The 15,233-nt window shown below is 56.2% G+C and carries 18 protein-coding genes and 1 tRNA gene; 7 read left to right on the forward strand and 12 right to left on the reverse strand.

The features are described 5' to 3' along the window. Positions 1–265: 265 nt before the first annotated feature. A tRNA-Phe gene (locus XX99_RS20440) sits at positions 266–340 on the forward strand. 68 nt (positions 341–408) lie between these two features. Here the strand turns inward: XX99_RS20440 and XX99_RS20445 are convergent. The 11 genes from XX99_RS20445 to XX99_RS20490 all read right to left on the reverse strand — a co-directional run bounded on the left by XX99_RS20445 (position 409) and on the right by XX99_RS20490 (position 7,384). Continuing rightward, the gene (locus XX99_RS20445) at positions 409–1,515 is read right to left on the reverse strand and encodes a tyrosine-type recombinase/integrase (protein ID WP_050061270.1); all 1,107 of its coding nucleotides are present in this window, start codon (positions 1,513–1,515) and stop codon (positions 409–411) included. Between the two features lie 14 nt (positions 1,516–1,529). Next, positions 1,530–1,754, reverse strand: a complete 225-nt coding sequence (locus XX99_RS20450) for a helix-turn-helix domain-containing protein (protein ID WP_050061271.1) — start codon at positions 1,752–1,754, stop codon at positions 1,530–1,532. A gap of 27 nt (positions 1,755–1,781) precedes the next feature. Continuing rightward, positions 1,782–2,744, reverse strand: a complete 963-nt coding sequence (locus XX99_RS20455) for a DUF3991 and TOPRIM domain-containing protein (protein ID WP_050061272.1) — start codon at positions 2,742–2,744, stop codon at positions 1,782–1,784. Between the two features lie 49 nt (positions 2,745–2,793). Beyond that, positions 2,794–3,564: a VWA domain-containing protein gene (locus XX99_RS20460; protein ID WP_156186109.1), complete on the reverse strand. Its 771-nt coding sequence runs from the start codon at positions 3,562–3,564 to the stop codon at positions 2,794–2,796. A gap of 189 nt (positions 3,565–3,753) precedes the next feature. Continuing rightward, entirely contained in the window at positions 3,754–3,927 is a 174-nt protein-coding gene (locus tag XX99_RS27405; RefSeq protein ID WP_156186110.1) for a hypothetical protein, read from the reverse strand. A gap of 36 nt (positions 3,928–3,963) precedes the next feature. After that, positions 3,964–4,626 carry a hypothetical protein gene (locus XX99_RS20465; protein WP_156186111.1) on the reverse strand — a complete coding sequence of 221 codons (663 nt, stop codon included), beginning with the start codon at positions 4,624–4,626 and terminating at the stop codon, positions 3,964–3,966. A gap of 20 nt (positions 4,627–4,646) precedes the next feature. After that, the gene (locus tag XX99_RS28420) at positions 4,647–5,183 is read right to left on the reverse strand and encodes a type IV secretory system conjugative DNA transfer family protein (protein ID WP_050061275.1); all 537 of its coding nucleotides are present in this window, start codon (positions 5,181–5,183) and stop codon (positions 4,647–4,649) included. Further along, entirely contained in the window at positions 5,180–6,217 is a 1,038-nt protein-coding gene (locus XX99_RS28425) for a type IV secretory system conjugative DNA transfer family protein (RefSeq protein WP_050061276.1), read from the reverse strand. The genes XX99_RS28420 and XX99_RS28425 overlap by 4 nt, the downstream gene beginning before the upstream one ends. A 14-nt stretch (positions 6,218–6,231) precedes the next feature. Then, complete coding sequence (locus tag XX99_RS20480) at positions 6,232–6,435, reverse strand: hypothetical protein (protein WP_050061277.1); 204 nt, start codon at positions 6,433–6,435, stop codon at positions 6,232–6,234. Continuing rightward, positions 6,432–6,875 (reverse strand): hypothetical protein, encoded by a 444-nt coding sequence (locus XX99_RS20485; protein ID WP_050061278.1) that lies wholly within the window; start codon positions 6,873–6,875, stop codon positions 6,432–6,434. The genes XX99_RS20480 and XX99_RS20485 overlap by 4 nt, the downstream gene beginning before the upstream one ends. Positions 6,876–7,117: 242 nt before the next feature. Then, positions 7,118–7,384, reverse strand: a complete 267-nt coding sequence (locus tag XX99_RS20490; protein WP_050061279.1) for a hypothetical protein — start codon at positions 7,382–7,384, stop codon at positions 7,118–7,120. A 12-nt stretch (positions 7,385–7,396) separates the two neighbouring features. On the opposite strand from XX99_RS20490, the gene XX99_RS20495 reads away from it, so the two are divergent. The 6 genes from XX99_RS20495 to XX99_RS27410 all read left to right on the forward strand — a co-directional run bounded on the left by XX99_RS20495 (position 7,397) and on the right by XX99_RS27410 (position 13,050). Next, positions 7,397–7,903: a MerR family transcriptional regulator gene (locus XX99_RS20495; protein ID WP_156186112.1), complete on the forward strand. Its 507-nt coding sequence runs from the start codon at positions 7,397–7,399 to the stop codon at positions 7,901–7,903. Positions 7,904–8,037: 134 nt separating this feature from the next. Further along, positions 8,038–9,117, forward strand: a complete 1,080-nt coding sequence (locus tag XX99_RS20500; RefSeq protein ID WP_184085242.1) for a sugar-binding domain-containing protein — start codon at positions 8,038–8,040, stop codon at positions 9,115–9,117. A gap of 331 nt (positions 9,118–9,448) precedes the next feature. Then, positions 9,449–9,718: a hypothetical protein gene (locus XX99_RS20505; protein ID WP_050061282.1), complete on the forward strand. Its 270-nt coding sequence runs from the start codon at positions 9,449–9,451 to the stop codon at positions 9,716–9,718. 438 nt (positions 9,719–10,156) lie between these two features. Next, positions 10,157–10,558, forward strand: coding sequence for a plasmid mobilization protein (locus XX99_RS20510; RefSeq protein WP_050061283.1), 402 nt, complete (start codon positions 10,157–10,159; stop codon positions 10,556–10,558). Next, positions 10,555–12,396 carry a relaxase/mobilization nuclease domain-containing protein gene (locus tag XX99_RS20515; RefSeq protein WP_050061284.1) on the forward strand — a complete coding sequence of 614 codons (1,842 nt, stop codon included), beginning with the start codon at positions 10,555–10,557 and terminating at the stop codon, positions 12,394–12,396. The genes XX99_RS20510 and XX99_RS20515 overlap by 4 nt, the downstream gene beginning before the upstream one ends. A gap of 402 nt (positions 12,397–12,798) precedes the next feature. Continuing rightward, positions 12,799–13,050, forward strand: a complete 252-nt coding sequence (locus XX99_RS27410) for a hypothetical protein (protein ID WP_156186114.1) — start codon at positions 12,799–12,801, stop codon at positions 13,048–13,050. Between the two features lie 65 nt (positions 13,051–13,115). Here XX99_RS27410 and XX99_RS20525 read toward each other — a convergent pair whose 3' ends face one another. Continuing rightward, on the reverse strand, positions 13,116–15,227 hold the full coding sequence (locus XX99_RS20525; RefSeq protein WP_050061286.1) for a hypothetical protein: 2,112 nt from the start codon (positions 15,225–15,227) through the stop codon (positions 13,116–13,118). Positions 15,228–15,233: the final 6 nt, after the last annotated feature.

The following is a 15,233-nucleotide window of genomic DNA, read 5'->3' on the forward strand; positions in this document are numbered from 1 at the left end:
AGAGTCTTCCCCCAAGTGTATGGCATAGTTGAGCTTTCACAGTGTCTTAAAGGCGCTGGGGCGGGGTGATTTCCCAGCTCGGGCCGTGTGTGGTGCGATAGGGATTCTTCGGCAGCGCACCCCGCTGCGCACCCTTGTATTTTTGCTATACTACGTGAGGCAGTTTGACGCGACGTAGTAGCCGGTACCGCCAAGGGTTCCGAGCCGCAGCAGCATCAGAACTACCCGCCCGCGATCGATCCCGGATCGCCCTTGGTTCACCCAAGGCCAGATAGCTCAGTGGTAGAGCGCGGCCCTGAAAAGGCCGGCGTCGGCGGTTCGATCCCGTCTCTGGCCACCACATTCTAAATAACTTAGCGGCATTCAAAGAGTTGATGGTTTAGGTCAACGTACAAATAACGTACATCGTCAGCCGATGTGCGCTTGCACGCTTTCTTCTTTCGCAAGCAGCTTCCAGATTTCCCTCGCCGTGTTGCCGGTTCTGGCGATGTGCTGCCGCCCCAGCTTTGCATAGCGTTCGGTCATCTTGATGTTTGCATGGCCGAGGATTTTCGCGAGTTCATAGAGATCGCCGCCGTTCATCATGTACCAGGATGCGAAGGTGTGGCGCAGATCATGGAACCTGAAATCCCGAATTCCTGCCCTTTCGAGCAGGTCTTCAAAACTTCCTTCCAATCGCTGCCTTCCACTCGTTGCTCCCGGTTTCGGCGGAAAAATCCGATCCTCATTGATCACGACGGGATAGCGTCGCAACTCAGCGGCCAGCTCCGGCGACATCGGGACGTAACGCATCTTGCCGCCCTTCAGTTTTGCCGTTACCGCCAACAGGCCCTCGCTGTACATCACATCCGACCACAAAAGCCCGAATATCTCCGACGCACGCATTCCCGTTGAAACCGCGATCAGGACGATCAACCTCAGACGACCATTGGTCTTGTTGAGATCCTTCGTGCCTTTGCGGAGCATCCGGTCGTCAAGTGCCCGTCTCAACCTGCCAAGCTCTTCTTCGGACAGATAACGGTCCCTTGAATCATCAGGCCGGAATACTTCCACCTGATCCGCCGGATTCCGGTCAAGACCGGTTTCCTGCGACCAGATACCGGAAGCCTTCTCCATCATGTGGTGCATGACGTTGAAGTGTCGTACCGCCGTGCCTGGAGACAAATCCCTGACGGTCGTGAGGTTTGAATACCATCTCCCCACAGCGACCCCGTCAACTTCCCTGACGAACATCCGGCCCATTTCAGATTGGATATTGTCGAGGATGCTTTTCTCCCTGTCGGCGGAACGTTTTTTGTCGCCGTACTGTGTTCGGTAACGTTCGATCAGCTCCCGCATTCGGAAGTTGATTTCCCGCTTCACATCGAGATGCCGGTTTTCATCCCTCACCGACATCTTCTTGCGTTCGATCTTCTGCGCGAGGGCAAATGCGCCGTGAACCGTCAGGCTTTTGTTGCGTCCTCCTTCCCACCAACGCACTTCATAGACTCCATCGGATTTCTTCCTAATGGACATTTTTGCTTCTCCTTTCAGTCAATGGTTTCGATTGTGTGTTGCTCGATGTAGCGCTCAAGCGCCTTCACATCGAACCGCAACGCACGACCGACCTTGACGCAGGGAACCTCCCGCAACCTGGATTTCTTGTAGATGGTGTCTACTTCGAGACCCAGATAAAGGGCTGCCTCCCTGACATTCAGGAGCCGCCTACCGATGAGTCCATTGTGCTCTATTTCGTGCGATTCCTTGCGAAACATTTGTGTTTCACCTCTGTCCCCCCGCCATCAGGCGACGGTAGGAACCTCCGGGCGGTAGGAAGATAAAGATTGGGGTCTCTTGCGTAACTGATCGTTCCAGTCTTTGAAGCCGAAGGGTTCCTGGACCGAGAAGCGCAGATCGAGACGGCCTGTTAGGCCCACGGCCTTTTTCACGACATCCGATAGCTCGGCACCGGCGGCATCGTTGTCCATCGCGGAGACAATTTCACTACCCACCGGCATTGCCGCTGCCGCCATCCGGATCAGCTCCGACTGTTGCGGATTGGGCTTGCCGCCGATGGAGGCATAACGGGCGCTAGTGTCTGGAAACAGAACAGCGTGGGAAAGAGCATCTATGGCGCTTTCCGTGATAATCATTCGTGCATCATCGAGCAGCGAATGAGACATCCATAAAGACTTGACCCCGCCTGACGCGAAGCCGGTGAAGCCGACATTCTTCAGCTCATACCCGCTCAATCCCTGTTCATCGAAATGCGGAAACACCGCGTTGCCCCTGTCATCGATGCGGATACGGCCAGCAAACCGATCAAGGGCTAGCAGTGAAGCGGGCAGGGCGCGTTCTCTCTCAAGATAGGGATGGCCATCAGTAGCATCCTTCATCCGCGCCCAGGCCGTCTCTACCTTCATGCGGTCCTTTTCGCTTTTCTGGAGAGGAGCGAAGAGCGGGGCCGGAGATGAGGACTGACCGATCCAGGGCCTCAATTCCTTCCGTACAACGCCGATGCTGACCCTTTGCCGAAACTGCACGAAATCGATAATGGAGCCATTGTCGCGATCATCGCGCACGGAACAGTAGACGTAATGGCCATCCATGCCGCGCTTGATGATTACCTTGTCATGGTTCACCGGGTGACGCATGACCGATGTACCACGCCAGGATTCCTTGCGATCAAGCTGATAGCCTTGGCCCGCTGCATAGGCGCGGAGATCGATATTCGTTTTGAAGCTTTCCAGTTCCGCATCAACCATGATTTCTTCTTTCCTACTGCCCGCCTTCTTTCTGTTAGAACGGCGGATATTAGTGCTTCCCATTCCCGGAGCCAAGCAGCAATCGTCCCCGTAATTGGCGGCCTTCTGACGTAGTGGGTAACGCCATCCGTTCGACAGCTTTGACCCCACCCACCGAGAGCGCCGCGATACTCGACAAGAGTTCTTTCAGCACAGCGCCGCTATCCGGTTTGAATTCGACATACACCCCACCGCTGAGTTTTGCCATGCGCTCGAAGAGAGGCTTCGCCTGCAATGACCAGGCATCGTGATCCGCGCATTCGTGGAAGATGAACAGGGGCAGGGACCGTGTGCCGAGCGTTTCCGCGAGGGCCAGCAATTGTTCGGGACGCTCTTCACAGTGATCGCCGATGAACACTAACCCGGAGAGCTTTTCGTTCTCCGACAGTGCCAGGCGCAACACGCGGGCAATCTGCGTTTCTCCGCTTTCGCAGGAGAGGGACAGCATCGACCGGCATACCTTCTCTGCGTCATCGTGCCAGGCACCCGCCTTGCACTCACAGGAGCCGCGATAGTAGGCCAGCTTCACCGCGACAGAGCCAATCGCCCGGATAGCCTCAAACATCGCCGCTGTCGCCTTTCGCGCCTGCTTCAGGCTTTCAGCACGGCTCCCGGTGAGATCGAGAGCAACGAGCAGATGCCCAGTACGACGCGCCGGTAGCGGCTTCGTGGTGACGCTCTGACCAAGCTTCTCAAGCGCCGCGTTCATCAAACGCCATTTGGCATCGAGCGACTTCATTGTTTGATCGGTACCGTGTCGTGAAATCATCTCGTTACTCATCGCGATCTTCCTCCCCATGAGCCGCCAGACCATTCCGAGCGGCCTTCTCTTTCCGCCGTGCGCTGCGTCGTATCGGGTGCGCGTTCCTTCTCTGCCTGCGGCCTCGTCTCCCGTTGCGGACGTTGTTGATGGCTTACGCTTTCGCTTTCGACTGTCCGTGAGAAATCAATTCGCTCATCTGCCATGGCTTCATCCCTTCCATTGGCAGCAATGATTGAGCCAGCCGATATAGCCGACAGGCCCGACAGGTCCGCCTGCGACGATCCAGCAGGCAACGTAGAGCAGCAGGTTGCACAGCATGAAAGCCTGCGATGCCCAGCCGTACCAGAGCACCGCTTTCTCTTTCCAAAGTTGAATGTCCATTTCACTTCTCCTTTCAAACACGGGCTAAAAAGACGACTAAGGTTCTTGCGACTTCTTCTTCCGCTTCGAGAGAGGCTGCACTTCCGGTTTCCAAGCACGCCGGACTTCTTCAGCAAACTTATCGGGAGGGACGTAGGCGGGAGGAGGTTTGAATGTGGGATCGTTGAAAGGATCGTATCTCGCACTTGCCGGACCATAATTCGCAGGGTTGGCGTGATGCCATGCGCCGCCGATACGTCCGATCATGCCGCTAACAGATTCAACGATGAGAGCCAGCACGAGGACGCCGAACAAGACGGGGCCCACGATGTTTCGTCCTCTATGCGATCCCTGAAGGCGGCCATTCAATCGCGCCGTTAGCTCCATCTCTCGCGTCAGAGCTTCTGCCAGGCGCGTCACCTCCGGCACGACCTCCGCCAGCTTGTTTCGCAATTCATCGTTTTCCGCTTGCAACGTCGCGAGTGCGGGGACCGGAAGACGAACGGGCTGCAATTGATCGTCAAGCGCCTGTTTGATTTCTGGCAGTTCAAGCGCATCGATGACCCGGAGGCTTCTATCGGATACCATGCGGCGTAGGGCGCGACCCTTGCCCATAGCTTCGGCTTCGGAAGAGTTGTCAGTATCGAAGCCTGCCCACAGCGCCGCGAAGCGTTCAGCGGCTTTCGCGTCGAACATTCCGGGTTGTTGTGTGGTTGCCATAAGTCATCCGAACCAATCCTTTACTTGAAAAGCCAACTGAGGAGGCCGCCGCTGCGTTTGCCGACATAGGGGTTATCGCGGTACTTGCCCCGGAATTCCGGCAGCAGGAAATAAGGTTTTCTTTTTGCCCGCACAGTAAGGCGACCCTCTACAAAGGCGATCATTTCGTCAGGAGCGATTTCGCCGACTTCATGGGGAAGGAGGAGGGGCCTGCCATATTGCGAAGCACTGTCGTTGATGTTCGGCTCGCCTGTGTTGCGATCGATACTGATAGATCGAGAGCGCGTCAGCACCTCGGTTGTTCCGCTCAGCTTCGAGACGTACTCACGTGTGCTTTGATCCCGCGCACCAAACCACATCGTCACGCCACAGTTTTGAATGAAGGTTTCCCAGGTGTTCGGGAACATGCCGCGAAGCTGCGAAATGTCCTGCAACACGCACCACAACTGGATACCGGCAGCGCCCGCAGCCATGCCCATGCAGTTCTCCAGGATCTTCATATGCGGCCCGAGCTGGGCCATTTCATCGACGATGACGAGGACGGGTTTACCTTTCATGAGCGTGTCCCTTCGTTGAGGAGGTCCGCGAGCGCGGTTTCGAGCACCAGCCTGAAGTATTTGTCAGTGACATCGAGCATGGAGAGCGGCAGGCAGATGAACACGGTCGTGCCAGGCTGTCTCTTGAGGTCGGCAAAGCGGAAATCGGACCCGCTCAGGCTTTCGGCTATCGCGGCGTTTCCGATGAAGGCGAGCTGCGTAATTGCCGTGCTGATGACATCGTTCATCTCGCGGCTCGGTTCACTTCCCGGAGCCAGTGCGAACCTCTGAAGCTTCGTAATGATGAAAGGGTCCCTGGACTTCATCGCATTCCGGCAGAAGTCGAATAAGCCATCACCGCTGCTGATGACCCGCGCGACTTCCACGAGAGTGATTTTGCCGGGAAGTCCATGACGAACCAGGGCCGCGATGATGCCGGAGACCAGTATTCGCGCCGCTGTGGTCCAGTGTTGCCCTTCGTGGCCTTCATCCCATACCAGCGCCGCTGCAAGTTTGTCGCACAGGGTATGAAAAGAAAGTGCAGCCGCATCGAGAATATCCAGCGGATTGAACCGGGCAATCATGCCTCTCAGTTCTTCGGGAAACATCCTGAACGGGTTGAGGATGTAAACCTTCCCCAACCGTTGACGGAATTTTGCCGTTACGAGCGCGTTCTCGCATTTGGGGTCGATGATTATTGCGGAATGACGCCAGGAAAGCAGGGCGTTCACGAGAAGCGTTGCGCCCTTGCCCGTCCTTGCAGCCGCGACCGTGAGAAGATGCCCGAAGCCCGGATAGTGCAGGGGCCTTTTCCCGTCAGGCGAATAGCCTATGGGAACGCCTTTGCCGCCGAATAGCCCAGCCTTTTTCAGGTCATCGTTGCCTGCTAATTTCGCCGCGCCGTGACTGTTGGGAGGCCGGAACTTGAACGCCGACGACTTTTCAATCTTTTCGACCAGGCCAAGTGCGAGGAACGCAACACCTATGAACCATGGCAGAGCGTTCCATGGCCATACACCGCTCGAATTGTCTGCAAACATCGCCAGTATGTGCATAAATCCCTTTTTTCCTACCGCCCCGTTTGCCTCAGCCAGTGAATGACCTGTTCCACAACGCGGACACCGCCAGAAATGAAGTGATCGAGCGCCCTTGCGAATTCGCCGTGACCGAGCAGATGGCCTGCCTGCGATGAACCTATGAGCCAGATGCCAAGCATCACGAGAAGAACAACACCGCCAATAGTCTTGAGAGGTTCCCAGATGCGACCCATCATCGCCCCCTTTTCCGGGTTCGACCGAATGCCATGATCACGGCAGTCGTACCGGCAATGAAAACCATGGCCTGCGGTGTCGCGTGGATGACAACGCCCATCAACAGGAAGCAGAAGAGAACCGCCACGATGGTGGAGAAGCAGAGCGCTGTGATGAACAGTCCTTCGAGCGTCTTGCCCCATCCGGCTCTTTTCACGATGTACCGCAGGACAAGAACAAAGACCACGCCGAGAACGATCCAAACCAGAGGGGACAAAGTTCTGACGCCCATCTTCCCGAGCCAGCCTTTGACGATCAGGCCGACGAACCAGAAGACCGGCAGTTCTAGACAAAGCAGCGAGGTCCATTTGATCGCAGCGGTGAAGCCCCATTTCAGGCAGGCCTTAGTGAGGAGTAACAGAGCAATTACAGCGACGATCCATTCGCCTATCATTGCGGACATCCTTTCTCGTACCGTTGTTCAAACCGTGGCTGAGTGCGACGTAAGCTTGCCGGACACTGAGTAATCGTTGAGGCTTTCCCTCACCCAAGCAGGCCAGCAGGTAAAGCGTTACGGCGAGTATTGAGAGCGATAAGGGCAGCCTCTTGAAGCTCCACCACCATGACCACCAGCACTCCCATGCCACCATTTGTACGAATTGCCCGAGCGCTCTTAGTACCCTTCGCATAAGCAGTTTCATAAATTCACAACCATCCTTTCCCTGTCAGGAATGTGCGGTCCGTGTCGCGCAGTTCCGCCGATTGCAGAACCTGTTTGAGCATCAGTCTGAAATCGGGAGACTTTGCGGCGTGACGGGTGAGTGCCTCGCCCACGACCAAAAACATGCGGGCGTCATCTTTTGCGTTGCGCTTCTGCTGCCTGACTTTCTCTTCCGCGATTGCCGCTTTCAGGGCGGCTTCGCGTCTGCGTAAGGCTTCGAGTTTTGCGTTAACCGAATTGGCGTTAACCATAGAGGGCGCTTCTTGACCTCACTTTCATTGGTAGAAACCATCAGCCTGGTCGCACGGATGCACCTGAAAGCCACGGTCAGGCCCCCAATCGTCATCCTTGAATTGCGGCAGGAAATGTCGTTGTGTGTCGGGATGGCGAAGCTCGAACCGCACATCGACGAAACCGGCAGATACCTGAACATTCATCAGGCGTCCAAACTCCTCACAGGTGTCTCCGAACCGACCTTGTGGAATTGGGCAAATGAGGGACAGACAAAGTTCGGATTCAAGCTTCACATCAAGCGCGTGCCCGTGGAGCATCACAGGTATTACCGCAAGGGCGAGGCTGGGGCAAAGCGTCCCATGAAGGAGCGCAAGCTCATTCTTGAAGCGGACATTCTTGCCCTGAAAGAGATACTTCACGCTGCGGGTCGTACCGAGCCGGGTCCATGGTCCCCATACGAGATGGCGACTTTGGAAGCGAGAGCCAATGCGCTGAAACGCCGTGAGCGACAATTGGGAAATCTGCATATTAAATGACCTCCTGCGTGAAGAGATATTGCGCCTGAGCTGTGATTTTGAATCCGTCAATTGCGGCATTTATGCAGATTTATTTACGTAAATAACTTCCACTACGCATGGTTTGGCATAAACTTTTGGACACAGGAGGCACTGTGCCCAGACCATCGAAACGCCCGAAAACCGCCGACATGATTCAGGCCGCGACGCTGTTCTACGTGAATGGGAAGCGGAAGGGTGACATTGCAACAGCCATGACCACGGATACTCGTGAGGTCACATGGCTGTTGGAGGAAGCGAAGAAGCGAGGCATCGTCAAAATACAGGTTCAGGGAACGATAGCGACAGACCTTGAAGAAAAAATCAGATCGAAGTACCCGCACATCCAGAAGGTAATAATTGCGGTCGGCAATCAGGTCACAGCGCCGGAGAAACATGCGGAACTCCATCGTCGCTGGGGGATCATGGCTGCGGACTATTTCGAGAAACTGTTGCAGAAGCAACCCATCGATCAGCCAATCCATATCGGGGTCAGTGGCGGAGAACATCTATTGGAGTTCGTCAACGCGGTCCAGCCTGTCACCCGCGAAAACGTCTACGTCCATGTGACCGCGCTCGTTGGGCGCGGCAGGCTCTCTCTGGGGTCGAGCCATATCGATCCGGTTGTCGCCGCGACCATTCTCTGGAGCCATTGCGGGTATTTGCCCGGCCACATCGAATACGCGACCGTCTCGCCCTATGTGAGCAAAGCGCCGGGAGCCGAGGGCCGTCGCGCCGTGCGAGAGGAGATTGCAAAGCTCGAAACAAACCAGACCCTCATGGATGTAATCCGTCGTATCGACGGCATCGACATTGCTTTTGTCAGCATGGGCACTGTCAATCCCGGCAGGGTTAATCCCATCACCCGGAATCGCGTCACGATGACGAGCCTCCTGGAGAAGATCGTGACTCCAGCGCAGCTTGAACAGGAAGGCGCGGTTGGTGAGATGGTCTATTGCTGTTTCGATGCGCAGGGAAACTGGCAGAAGAAGTGGGAATTCTTTGTCACAGCCGGGCATGGAACCCGATACGCAGGGGTCGAGTTCTACAAGCACATGGTCGCAACCGGAAGAAAGGTGGTCTGCTTCGGCGGACCCTTCATGTTGAACGCAATCAAGGTTGCCCTGAAGACGAAGATGTTCAACGTCTGGATCACCGACGAATACACAGCGCGGCAGATCGCGGAAAGCGACTGACGCCGCAGATTACTATGCCATGCTTCCTGCCAATCCCGATGGTCGTTGTGCATCGCCGGGTATGCCCGTGTGCCATGGGTTTCCCATCTTTCGGTTTACCGGGTCGCATAATCGCAACCTTTATCGATGCAAATTCTGGCGCACCCGGCGTGCCTGTCAAAAGGTGGGTTCTCGGAATTTTCCTGCGTGCTCCCTTCGCATTCGCGAAGGTTCCTCGCGCACAGAAAATTCCTGCGATCCCGCTACGCGCTTTCGACATTCCCGCCTATTGGGTGCGCTTTGAACTTTGCATCGGTTGCGATCATGCAACCCAAACACGAAAGGAAACACCATGTCAGACACAAAGAAACCCGCAGCGAAAGTCACTCTCTATCCGGTCACCGCAGCCATCTGGCGGAACCAGAACCCGAGCGGCGTCTTTTACTCCGTCACCTTTGAACGCAGCTTCAAGGATGACGCGGGCAAGTGGCAAAGCGCTTCCACCTTCAACGCGAACGACCTCCTGCTTCTCGCAAAGGTCGCAGACCAGGCCCATAGCGAAATCTTTAAGCTCCGGGCCAAAGATCGTCAGGCAGATCAGACCGACGAAGACGCAGCCTAAGCAGTCGGGGCAGGGCGCTTCATGCGCCTTGCCCCTTTTTCGCTTCCCGTATTCCGGCACGCAATCGTATGCGGCGAATTTCTCTCCCAAACAGAGACCATCTTCTTTCCTACTGCCCGCGTTTTCTCTCTCCCCCACACTCGGATTGTTCCGCAATCGAAATGCAAAATCATTTGCAGCGCGTCTGATTCTTCGATTCAGTCGCGCCATGTTTTATGCGGATAAGAACAACAGCAAGTTGTGCGCGTGTGCCACGCGCCACGCCACCGGGCAGCGGCTTTCAGCCGTTGCCGTGGCTCAACTTGGCAAGGGGCGGTGCTTCGCTCCTCCCCGTTGCATCCCCTCCTTGATGCCGCAAACGGCAGCGGAAACCGTGCCCGTTTCCGCGCCTTCGGCCCGCTTCGCGGTCGTTGTGTTTGCCGTATGGGCGGTGTGCCCATGACGGCAAACGACAACCCGCAGCTTCAGCCTGCCACCCGGAGTGGCAGCCAGAAGCGCGTCCGTATCCGCAAAATTCCTGTCGCCTGCGACGATGAGGAATTCTTGCGGATTGAAGAACGTGCACGCGAAGTCGGGCTTAGCCGCCCCAGCTTCCTTCGTGCTTGCGGCCTCGGAACGCCCGGCCCCCGCGCCCGTCGCAGCCCTCCGGTTAATGCGGAGGCTCTGGGACGCGCTACAGCGGCACTCAACAAGGTCGGCAGCAATCTGAATCAGATTGCTCATGTCCTGAACGCCAGAGGAACGAGCCTCACGACGCAGGAATGTTTCGCCGCTCTTGCCGAGACCCGTGCGGCGGCAGCGGCCATTCGTGAGCTTCTGGGGCACAAAGACCGGCCATGATTGCCAAGGGGACGACCCACAATAACGGCGCAAGGCTCGCCGCCTATATGGAGACGAGTAAAGACGGGGAACGCGCAGAGCTTTGGCAGCTACGCGGCTTCGTCGCCACGACAATCAAGGCCGCATTCCGGGATGCGCAGATCATGGCCGGGGCGACAAAGGCGCAGCAGCCGTTTTTTCATGTCCAGGTGAGGAACCGTGAGGGCGAGAAGCTCTCTCGCCAGCAATGGGAATACGCCGCTGACCGGATCGAGCGAATGCTCGGGCTTGCCGGACAGCCCCGCGCCATTGCGTTCCACACATATGAGCACAATGATGACGAGCACATGCACGTTGCGTGGAGCCGGATCGACCAGGACAAAATGACGGCCAGACCCCTCCCTTTTTTCAAGCGAAGGCTCAAGACACTCAGCCGTGAACTTGAACTGGAGTTTGTGTTGGAGCCGGTGACGAGCCACCGTGAGGGTCCGATCAAATTTGCACCGACCAAAGCACAGGATGAGCAGGCGCGGCGGCTGGGTATGGATATCCATGAGGTGCGGAACAGCATTCGCAATTGCTGGGATCGTTCCGATTGCGGCATGAGTTTTCAGGGAGCGCTTGAGCATGAAGGTCTGACGTTAGCGCAGGGCGACCGCCGTGATTTTGTCGTCATAGATCGGGCAGGGGGCGTTCACGCACTCGGAAAGCGAATTCTCGATATGACGGCAGCCAGGATACGAGAACGCCTGTCCGATCTTTCCCGTGATGAATTGCCGACCCTCGAAATGCTCCGCGACCTCATCCGGGAAACGCGAGAGGAGAAGCAGTCTCTGCGGGAGAAGCCCGCGCCGATATGGGATCGAGACCGCGACGACCGCGCATGGCAGGACGCGGTTATGGATGCTGCGATAGAGAAGGAGAAGGTCGCAAAAGAATTCGTGGAGCCGGTTTCAGAAAAAACGCGAAGCAAGGCGGGCAGTAGGAAAGAAGATGATAAGTCTGTTGATCCGCCGCAGTATCAATCGTTGCAAGGTTTCGAGAAGGCAGCGAGTGAAGCGACCCGCGACGACCGCACGCAGAATTTGAGAGGCCCCGTGGCCAGGGTCTGGGAGGCGTTCACACATAGCGATAGCGCCAAAGCCTATGCCGCTGCCCTCGACGAGAGGGGAATCATGTTCGCCGCTGTGACGACCGAGGAGGCATATCGTATCGAACGGGAGCGCCAATTTGCCAAAGCTATCGGCAACCGAGCACCACGTTTCAAGGAGGGTGAAATCGTCATCATTGTAGAGCCGCCACTGGAACGCCGCCGAAACGGCCAGATGATCGAGCCGACCCGCATTCACAGCATCGACCAGTCCCTTGCTTACAAACTTACAAAGGGCCTCGACAATCGCGACAGGCTGCCGGGCGTAGATGCAACTTTGAAGGCATCCGATGAACGAGCACAGCAACGTGCCGCCAAGTGGCGAGAAATACGATTTGAGCACGCGACAAACTTCAAGAAGCCCCTATCGGTAACGAGGGTAGGGAGACAGGCCAGCAGAGCGGCGGGCAGCGTTATCAAACACGCCGCTCCTGAAGCCGTTGCGACCATCGGGAAGGCCGCAGGAGCCATAGGATCACTAGGCAAGGCGCTTGACGTTATAGGCGGCATGATTGAGTCGCTTGCGGCACCGACACTGACGCCCGCCCAGGTATACGAAGGTGGCAAGGCCAGAGACAGGCGAGAAGCCGAAGCTGACCAGGTCATCGACTTTTCAAGGGCGACTGCCGAATCTGCGCAGCAGCATATGCAGGATGCACGAGACCGTGAGGCCGAGCGAGAACGTCAGAGTATCGGACGAGAACGATAAAAGCCGAGGGTATCGGGAACCCCGAGGCAAGGACCAAAGTTTCCCACAAAGAGAGCAAAAGGTTCGGCGCAGAGTTCCAGCATTCACGGTCGCTGCATCATTCCGAATGGTTGCCCGGATCGTCACGGCTTCCCTAAAGACCATCCGGCAAAAATTCATTGAGCTTGCCGCATGGCTGACTCATCCGCATCCGACCCCTCTGCGGAGAGCGAAGTGCCGCAATGGAAGCGCAGGCGGAGCTTCCGGATTTCCGCCAGTGCCGGAGCACACTCCATTCATCGGACAACCGCGCATCTGGCTGCGATATCGTGCTCACCAACGCCGCCGCGATCCTTCACGTCCCAACAGGCCCCGTTCACGGCCTCTACTCCGACGACTTCAACCATGATAGGAGCAATACCCATGACCGTCAGGAAGCCACCAACCCATAATGCCTATTGCGTCGTTCGTCAGGGACGCCGCGCAGCCGGACACTGGATGGAAGTTGGATCAGCATCGGTCGCTGATAATGGCATCGACTTAAAAGTCTATCTTCCGCTGATACCGGTCACCGGGTTTGACGGCCATATCCTGTTGCGACCCATCGACGCGGTGCATGAGCCATTTCCATCGGACCCGGAAGAAGAAGAGGAAGACGCGGTCGAGATGCCCTAGACGGGATTTTCGCTGTACATTTTCAGTAGTAGTTTGAAACCTTATTTGTCAGGGGAGGCGAGGAATTAGTCATACTGCCCGCCAAGTGACGTGGTGCCCGCTGCATTGCCCGGCAGATAACTGGTATTGCCCGTGTTGGTATCTATGATCCCGTTGAGGACCGCTGTATAGCGGGAGCCTGTCGCTGATCCAGAATATCCAAGCCCTATCAGGATGATTTGTGATGCCTGTATCGAAGAAGCAAATTGCTGCCCGAAAGCAGGCGTGCCGGTAATCGTTGCGGTGATGGTAGTTGATACTACCCTTATGAGCGATCCGTCAGCAGCGTAATAATGAAATCCACCGCCGCCGACGATTGAATAGGAGTCACTAACAATAATACTGCCTTGCGTTTGAGCAACAATTTGCCCACCACTCGTCGCATCCACCGCCCCAAACACGAGGCCCGGCCCCATTGTTATGACAGCAGATTCCTGGGCCGTCAGGTCATTATTTTCGCTCCCTGACGCCGTCATTTCAAGATTCTGGATCGTAAAACTTACGCCCGCCCCTGCGCCCGTAATGGCATTCTCGCCTGTAACGGATATAACGACATTCGAAGGCGTGGTACTGTCGCCGTTAATAACGATAGGCCCCGTGGTAGTAGGGAGTTCCGCAGCAAGGCCGCTTGTATAGGTTCCATCGGCAAGCTGGATGGTGGCCGTGTACCCGGCGAGATCGTAATTATTCGCTATAAGATTCCAAACATTATTGAGTGTCGCGCATGCCGTGCCGACGGTCAGGCAATTATTGCCGTCGTTACCTGTCGTAGAGATATAGAAGGTCTGGTTCGCCATGAGACGCGTACGACCGGAACTGATGCCGCATGTAGGGCATGTAATGTTGCCCGTGGAGGAATTGATGACAATAGGTGATGAAGCCGTCAGGGGAACAGGAAGCCAACTGCTCGTATAGAATTCCGGTATGCCGTTCGTCGAGTTGTAGCGCAGCATACCGGCAACACCCGTTCCCGGACGTTGCCCTGTGGTGCCGGGCGGTAATGATATGGCATCCGTCCTGCTGCTGAGATCGAGCGAGACGGCGGGCGCCGTAGTGCCGATGCCAACATTGCCCGCATTGTTGATTTCCATAACTACTGCGCGGGTTGTGCTGCCGCTTGGTGTCGTGCCGAAGGTAATGCTAGTTGGAGCTGATGTAGTCGTTTGCGTTCCGTCCGTGGCCTCGCCGATACACACAGAATTAGCGGTCGGAAAACCTGTGCCATTGTAAGCCTGTCCGCAAAGCCCGAGTATATTTCCGCTTGCCGTGGTCCGAGAAGCATTGGTGCCGCCATAAATACGACCAAAAATAGCAGTCCCAACCCCAGAACTTGAGTTCTGAAAAGCATCCATATCAACAGAAGCAAAGGAGCCGTCTGGCCCTCCAATTTGGATTTGAGAAGAAAAGTTGGGCGCAGGAAGCGCTGTTGTGTTGGTGGTGACTTCAAGCGGCAGATTTGGGGACGATGTTCCGATACCGACATCTCCCTGCACTATCAATCCATTTATTGGCGCTGTATCAGCACCAGCATAGCTGGTGCCAATCGCTACCCCGCCATCAACATCAAGAAGATTGACGGGTGTCGTCGTGCCAATACCGACATCACCAGAAGGATTGATGAGCATTTTCGCAGTTCGGGAGTTCGTGCCGGTTGCGGTCGTCTCAAACTGGATGTAGCTGCCTTCGTCCGTGCTTGACCAAGCTTCCGAAGCCCAGCCGGTAATGACTGCTGGGTAGTAGGCACTCGTGCCATTATATGCGCCAAAGATAAAACTGCCGACGCGCTGACCTGACGCCGCGGGTATCGCGCTCGCTACCGCCAGAAACGCTCCTCCCGAAGTTGTGCCCAACGCCTGCGTATCAACGTTCCTGATTCCGGTTGTGGGGCCAGTCGAATACACATCTAGCTCCGTGACAGGCGATGCCGTCCCGATCCCGACTCCGTTTCCGTTAACCCGCATAATTTCGATGCCGCCGGCGGAAACCGAAACAGCGTCAGAAGTCGAGCTGAACAGCCCCGTGCCCGCCTGACCACTACGTTGCGGATTGGCGGCTGAAGAAGAAGTTCCAATAGCTACCGTCTGAGCATGGAGCGGTAGCGCAATCAGCAAGAGAGCGGCAAGAATCGACTTTTTCATGTTTGC

The organism is Silvibacterium bohemicum, assembly GCF_001006305.1.
Lineage (GTDB): Bacteria > Acidobacteriota > Terriglobia > Terriglobales > Acidobacteriaceae > Silvibacterium > Silvibacterium bohemicum.

What these genes read in the sequence shown, in the direction of transcription:
- XX99_RS20445 (WP_050061270.1), bottom strand. Translation starts at nt 1,515, where the DNA reads ATGTCCATTAGGAAGAAATCCGATGGAGTCTATGAAGTGCGTTGGTGG.
- XX99_RS20450 (WP_050061271.1), bottom strand. Translation starts at nt 1,754, where the DNA reads ATGTTTCGCAAGGAATCGCACGAAATAGAGCACAATGGACTCATCGGT.
- XX99_RS20455 (WP_050061272.1), bottom strand. Translation starts at nt 2,744, where the DNA reads ATGGTTGATGCGGAACTGGAAAGCTTCAAAACGAATATCGATCTCCGC.
- XX99_RS20460 (WP_156186109.1), bottom strand. Translation starts at nt 3,564, where the DNA reads ATGAGTAACGAGATGATTTCACGACACGGTACCGATCAAACAATGAAG.
- XX99_RS27405 (WP_156186110.1), bottom strand. Translation starts at nt 3,927, where the DNA reads ATGGACATTCAACTTTGGAAAGAGAAAGCGGTGCTCTGGTACGGCTGG.
- XX99_RS20465 (WP_156186111.1), bottom strand. Translation starts at nt 4,626, where the DNA reads ATGGCAACCACACAACAACCCGGAATGTTCGACGCGAAAGCCGCTGAA.
- XX99_RS28420 (WP_050061275.1), bottom strand. Translation starts at nt 5,183, where the DNA reads ATGAAAGGTAAACCCGTCCTCGTCATCGTCGATGAAATGGCCCAGCTC.
- XX99_RS28425 (WP_050061276.1), bottom strand. Translation starts at nt 6,217, where the DNA reads ATGCACATACTGGCGATGTTTGCAGACAATTCGAGCGGTGTATGGCCA.
- XX99_RS20480 (WP_050061277.1), bottom strand. Translation starts at nt 6,435, where the DNA reads ATGATGGGTCGCATCTGGGAACCTCTCAAGACTATTGGCGGTGTTGTT.
- XX99_RS20485 (WP_050061278.1), bottom strand. Translation starts at nt 6,875, where the DNA reads ATGTCCGCAATGATAGGCGAATGGATCGTCGCTGTAATTGCTCTGTTA.
- XX99_RS20490 (WP_050061279.1), bottom strand. Translation starts at nt 7,384, where the DNA reads ATGGTTAACGCCAATTCGGTTAACGCAAAACTCGAAGCCTTACGCAGA.
- XX99_RS20505 (WP_050061282.1), top strand. Translation starts at nt 9,449, where the DNA reads ATGTCAGACACAAAGAAACCCGCAGCGAAAGTCACTCTCTATCCGGTC.
- XX99_RS20510 (WP_050061283.1), top strand. Translation starts at nt 10,157, where the DNA reads ATGACGGCAAACGACAACCCGCAGCTTCAGCCTGCCACCCGGAGTGGC.
- XX99_RS20515 (WP_050061284.1), top strand. Translation starts at nt 10,555, where the DNA reads ATGATTGCCAAGGGGACGACCCACAATAACGGCGCAAGGCTCGCCGCC.
- XX99_RS27410 (WP_156186114.1), top strand. Translation starts at nt 12,799, where the DNA reads ATGACCGTCAGGAAGCCACCAACCCATAATGCCTATTGCGTCGTTCGT.
- XX99_RS20525 (WP_050061286.1), bottom strand. Translation starts at nt 15,227, where the DNA reads ATGAAAAAGTCGATTCTTGCCGCTCTCTTGCTGATTGCGCTACCGCTC.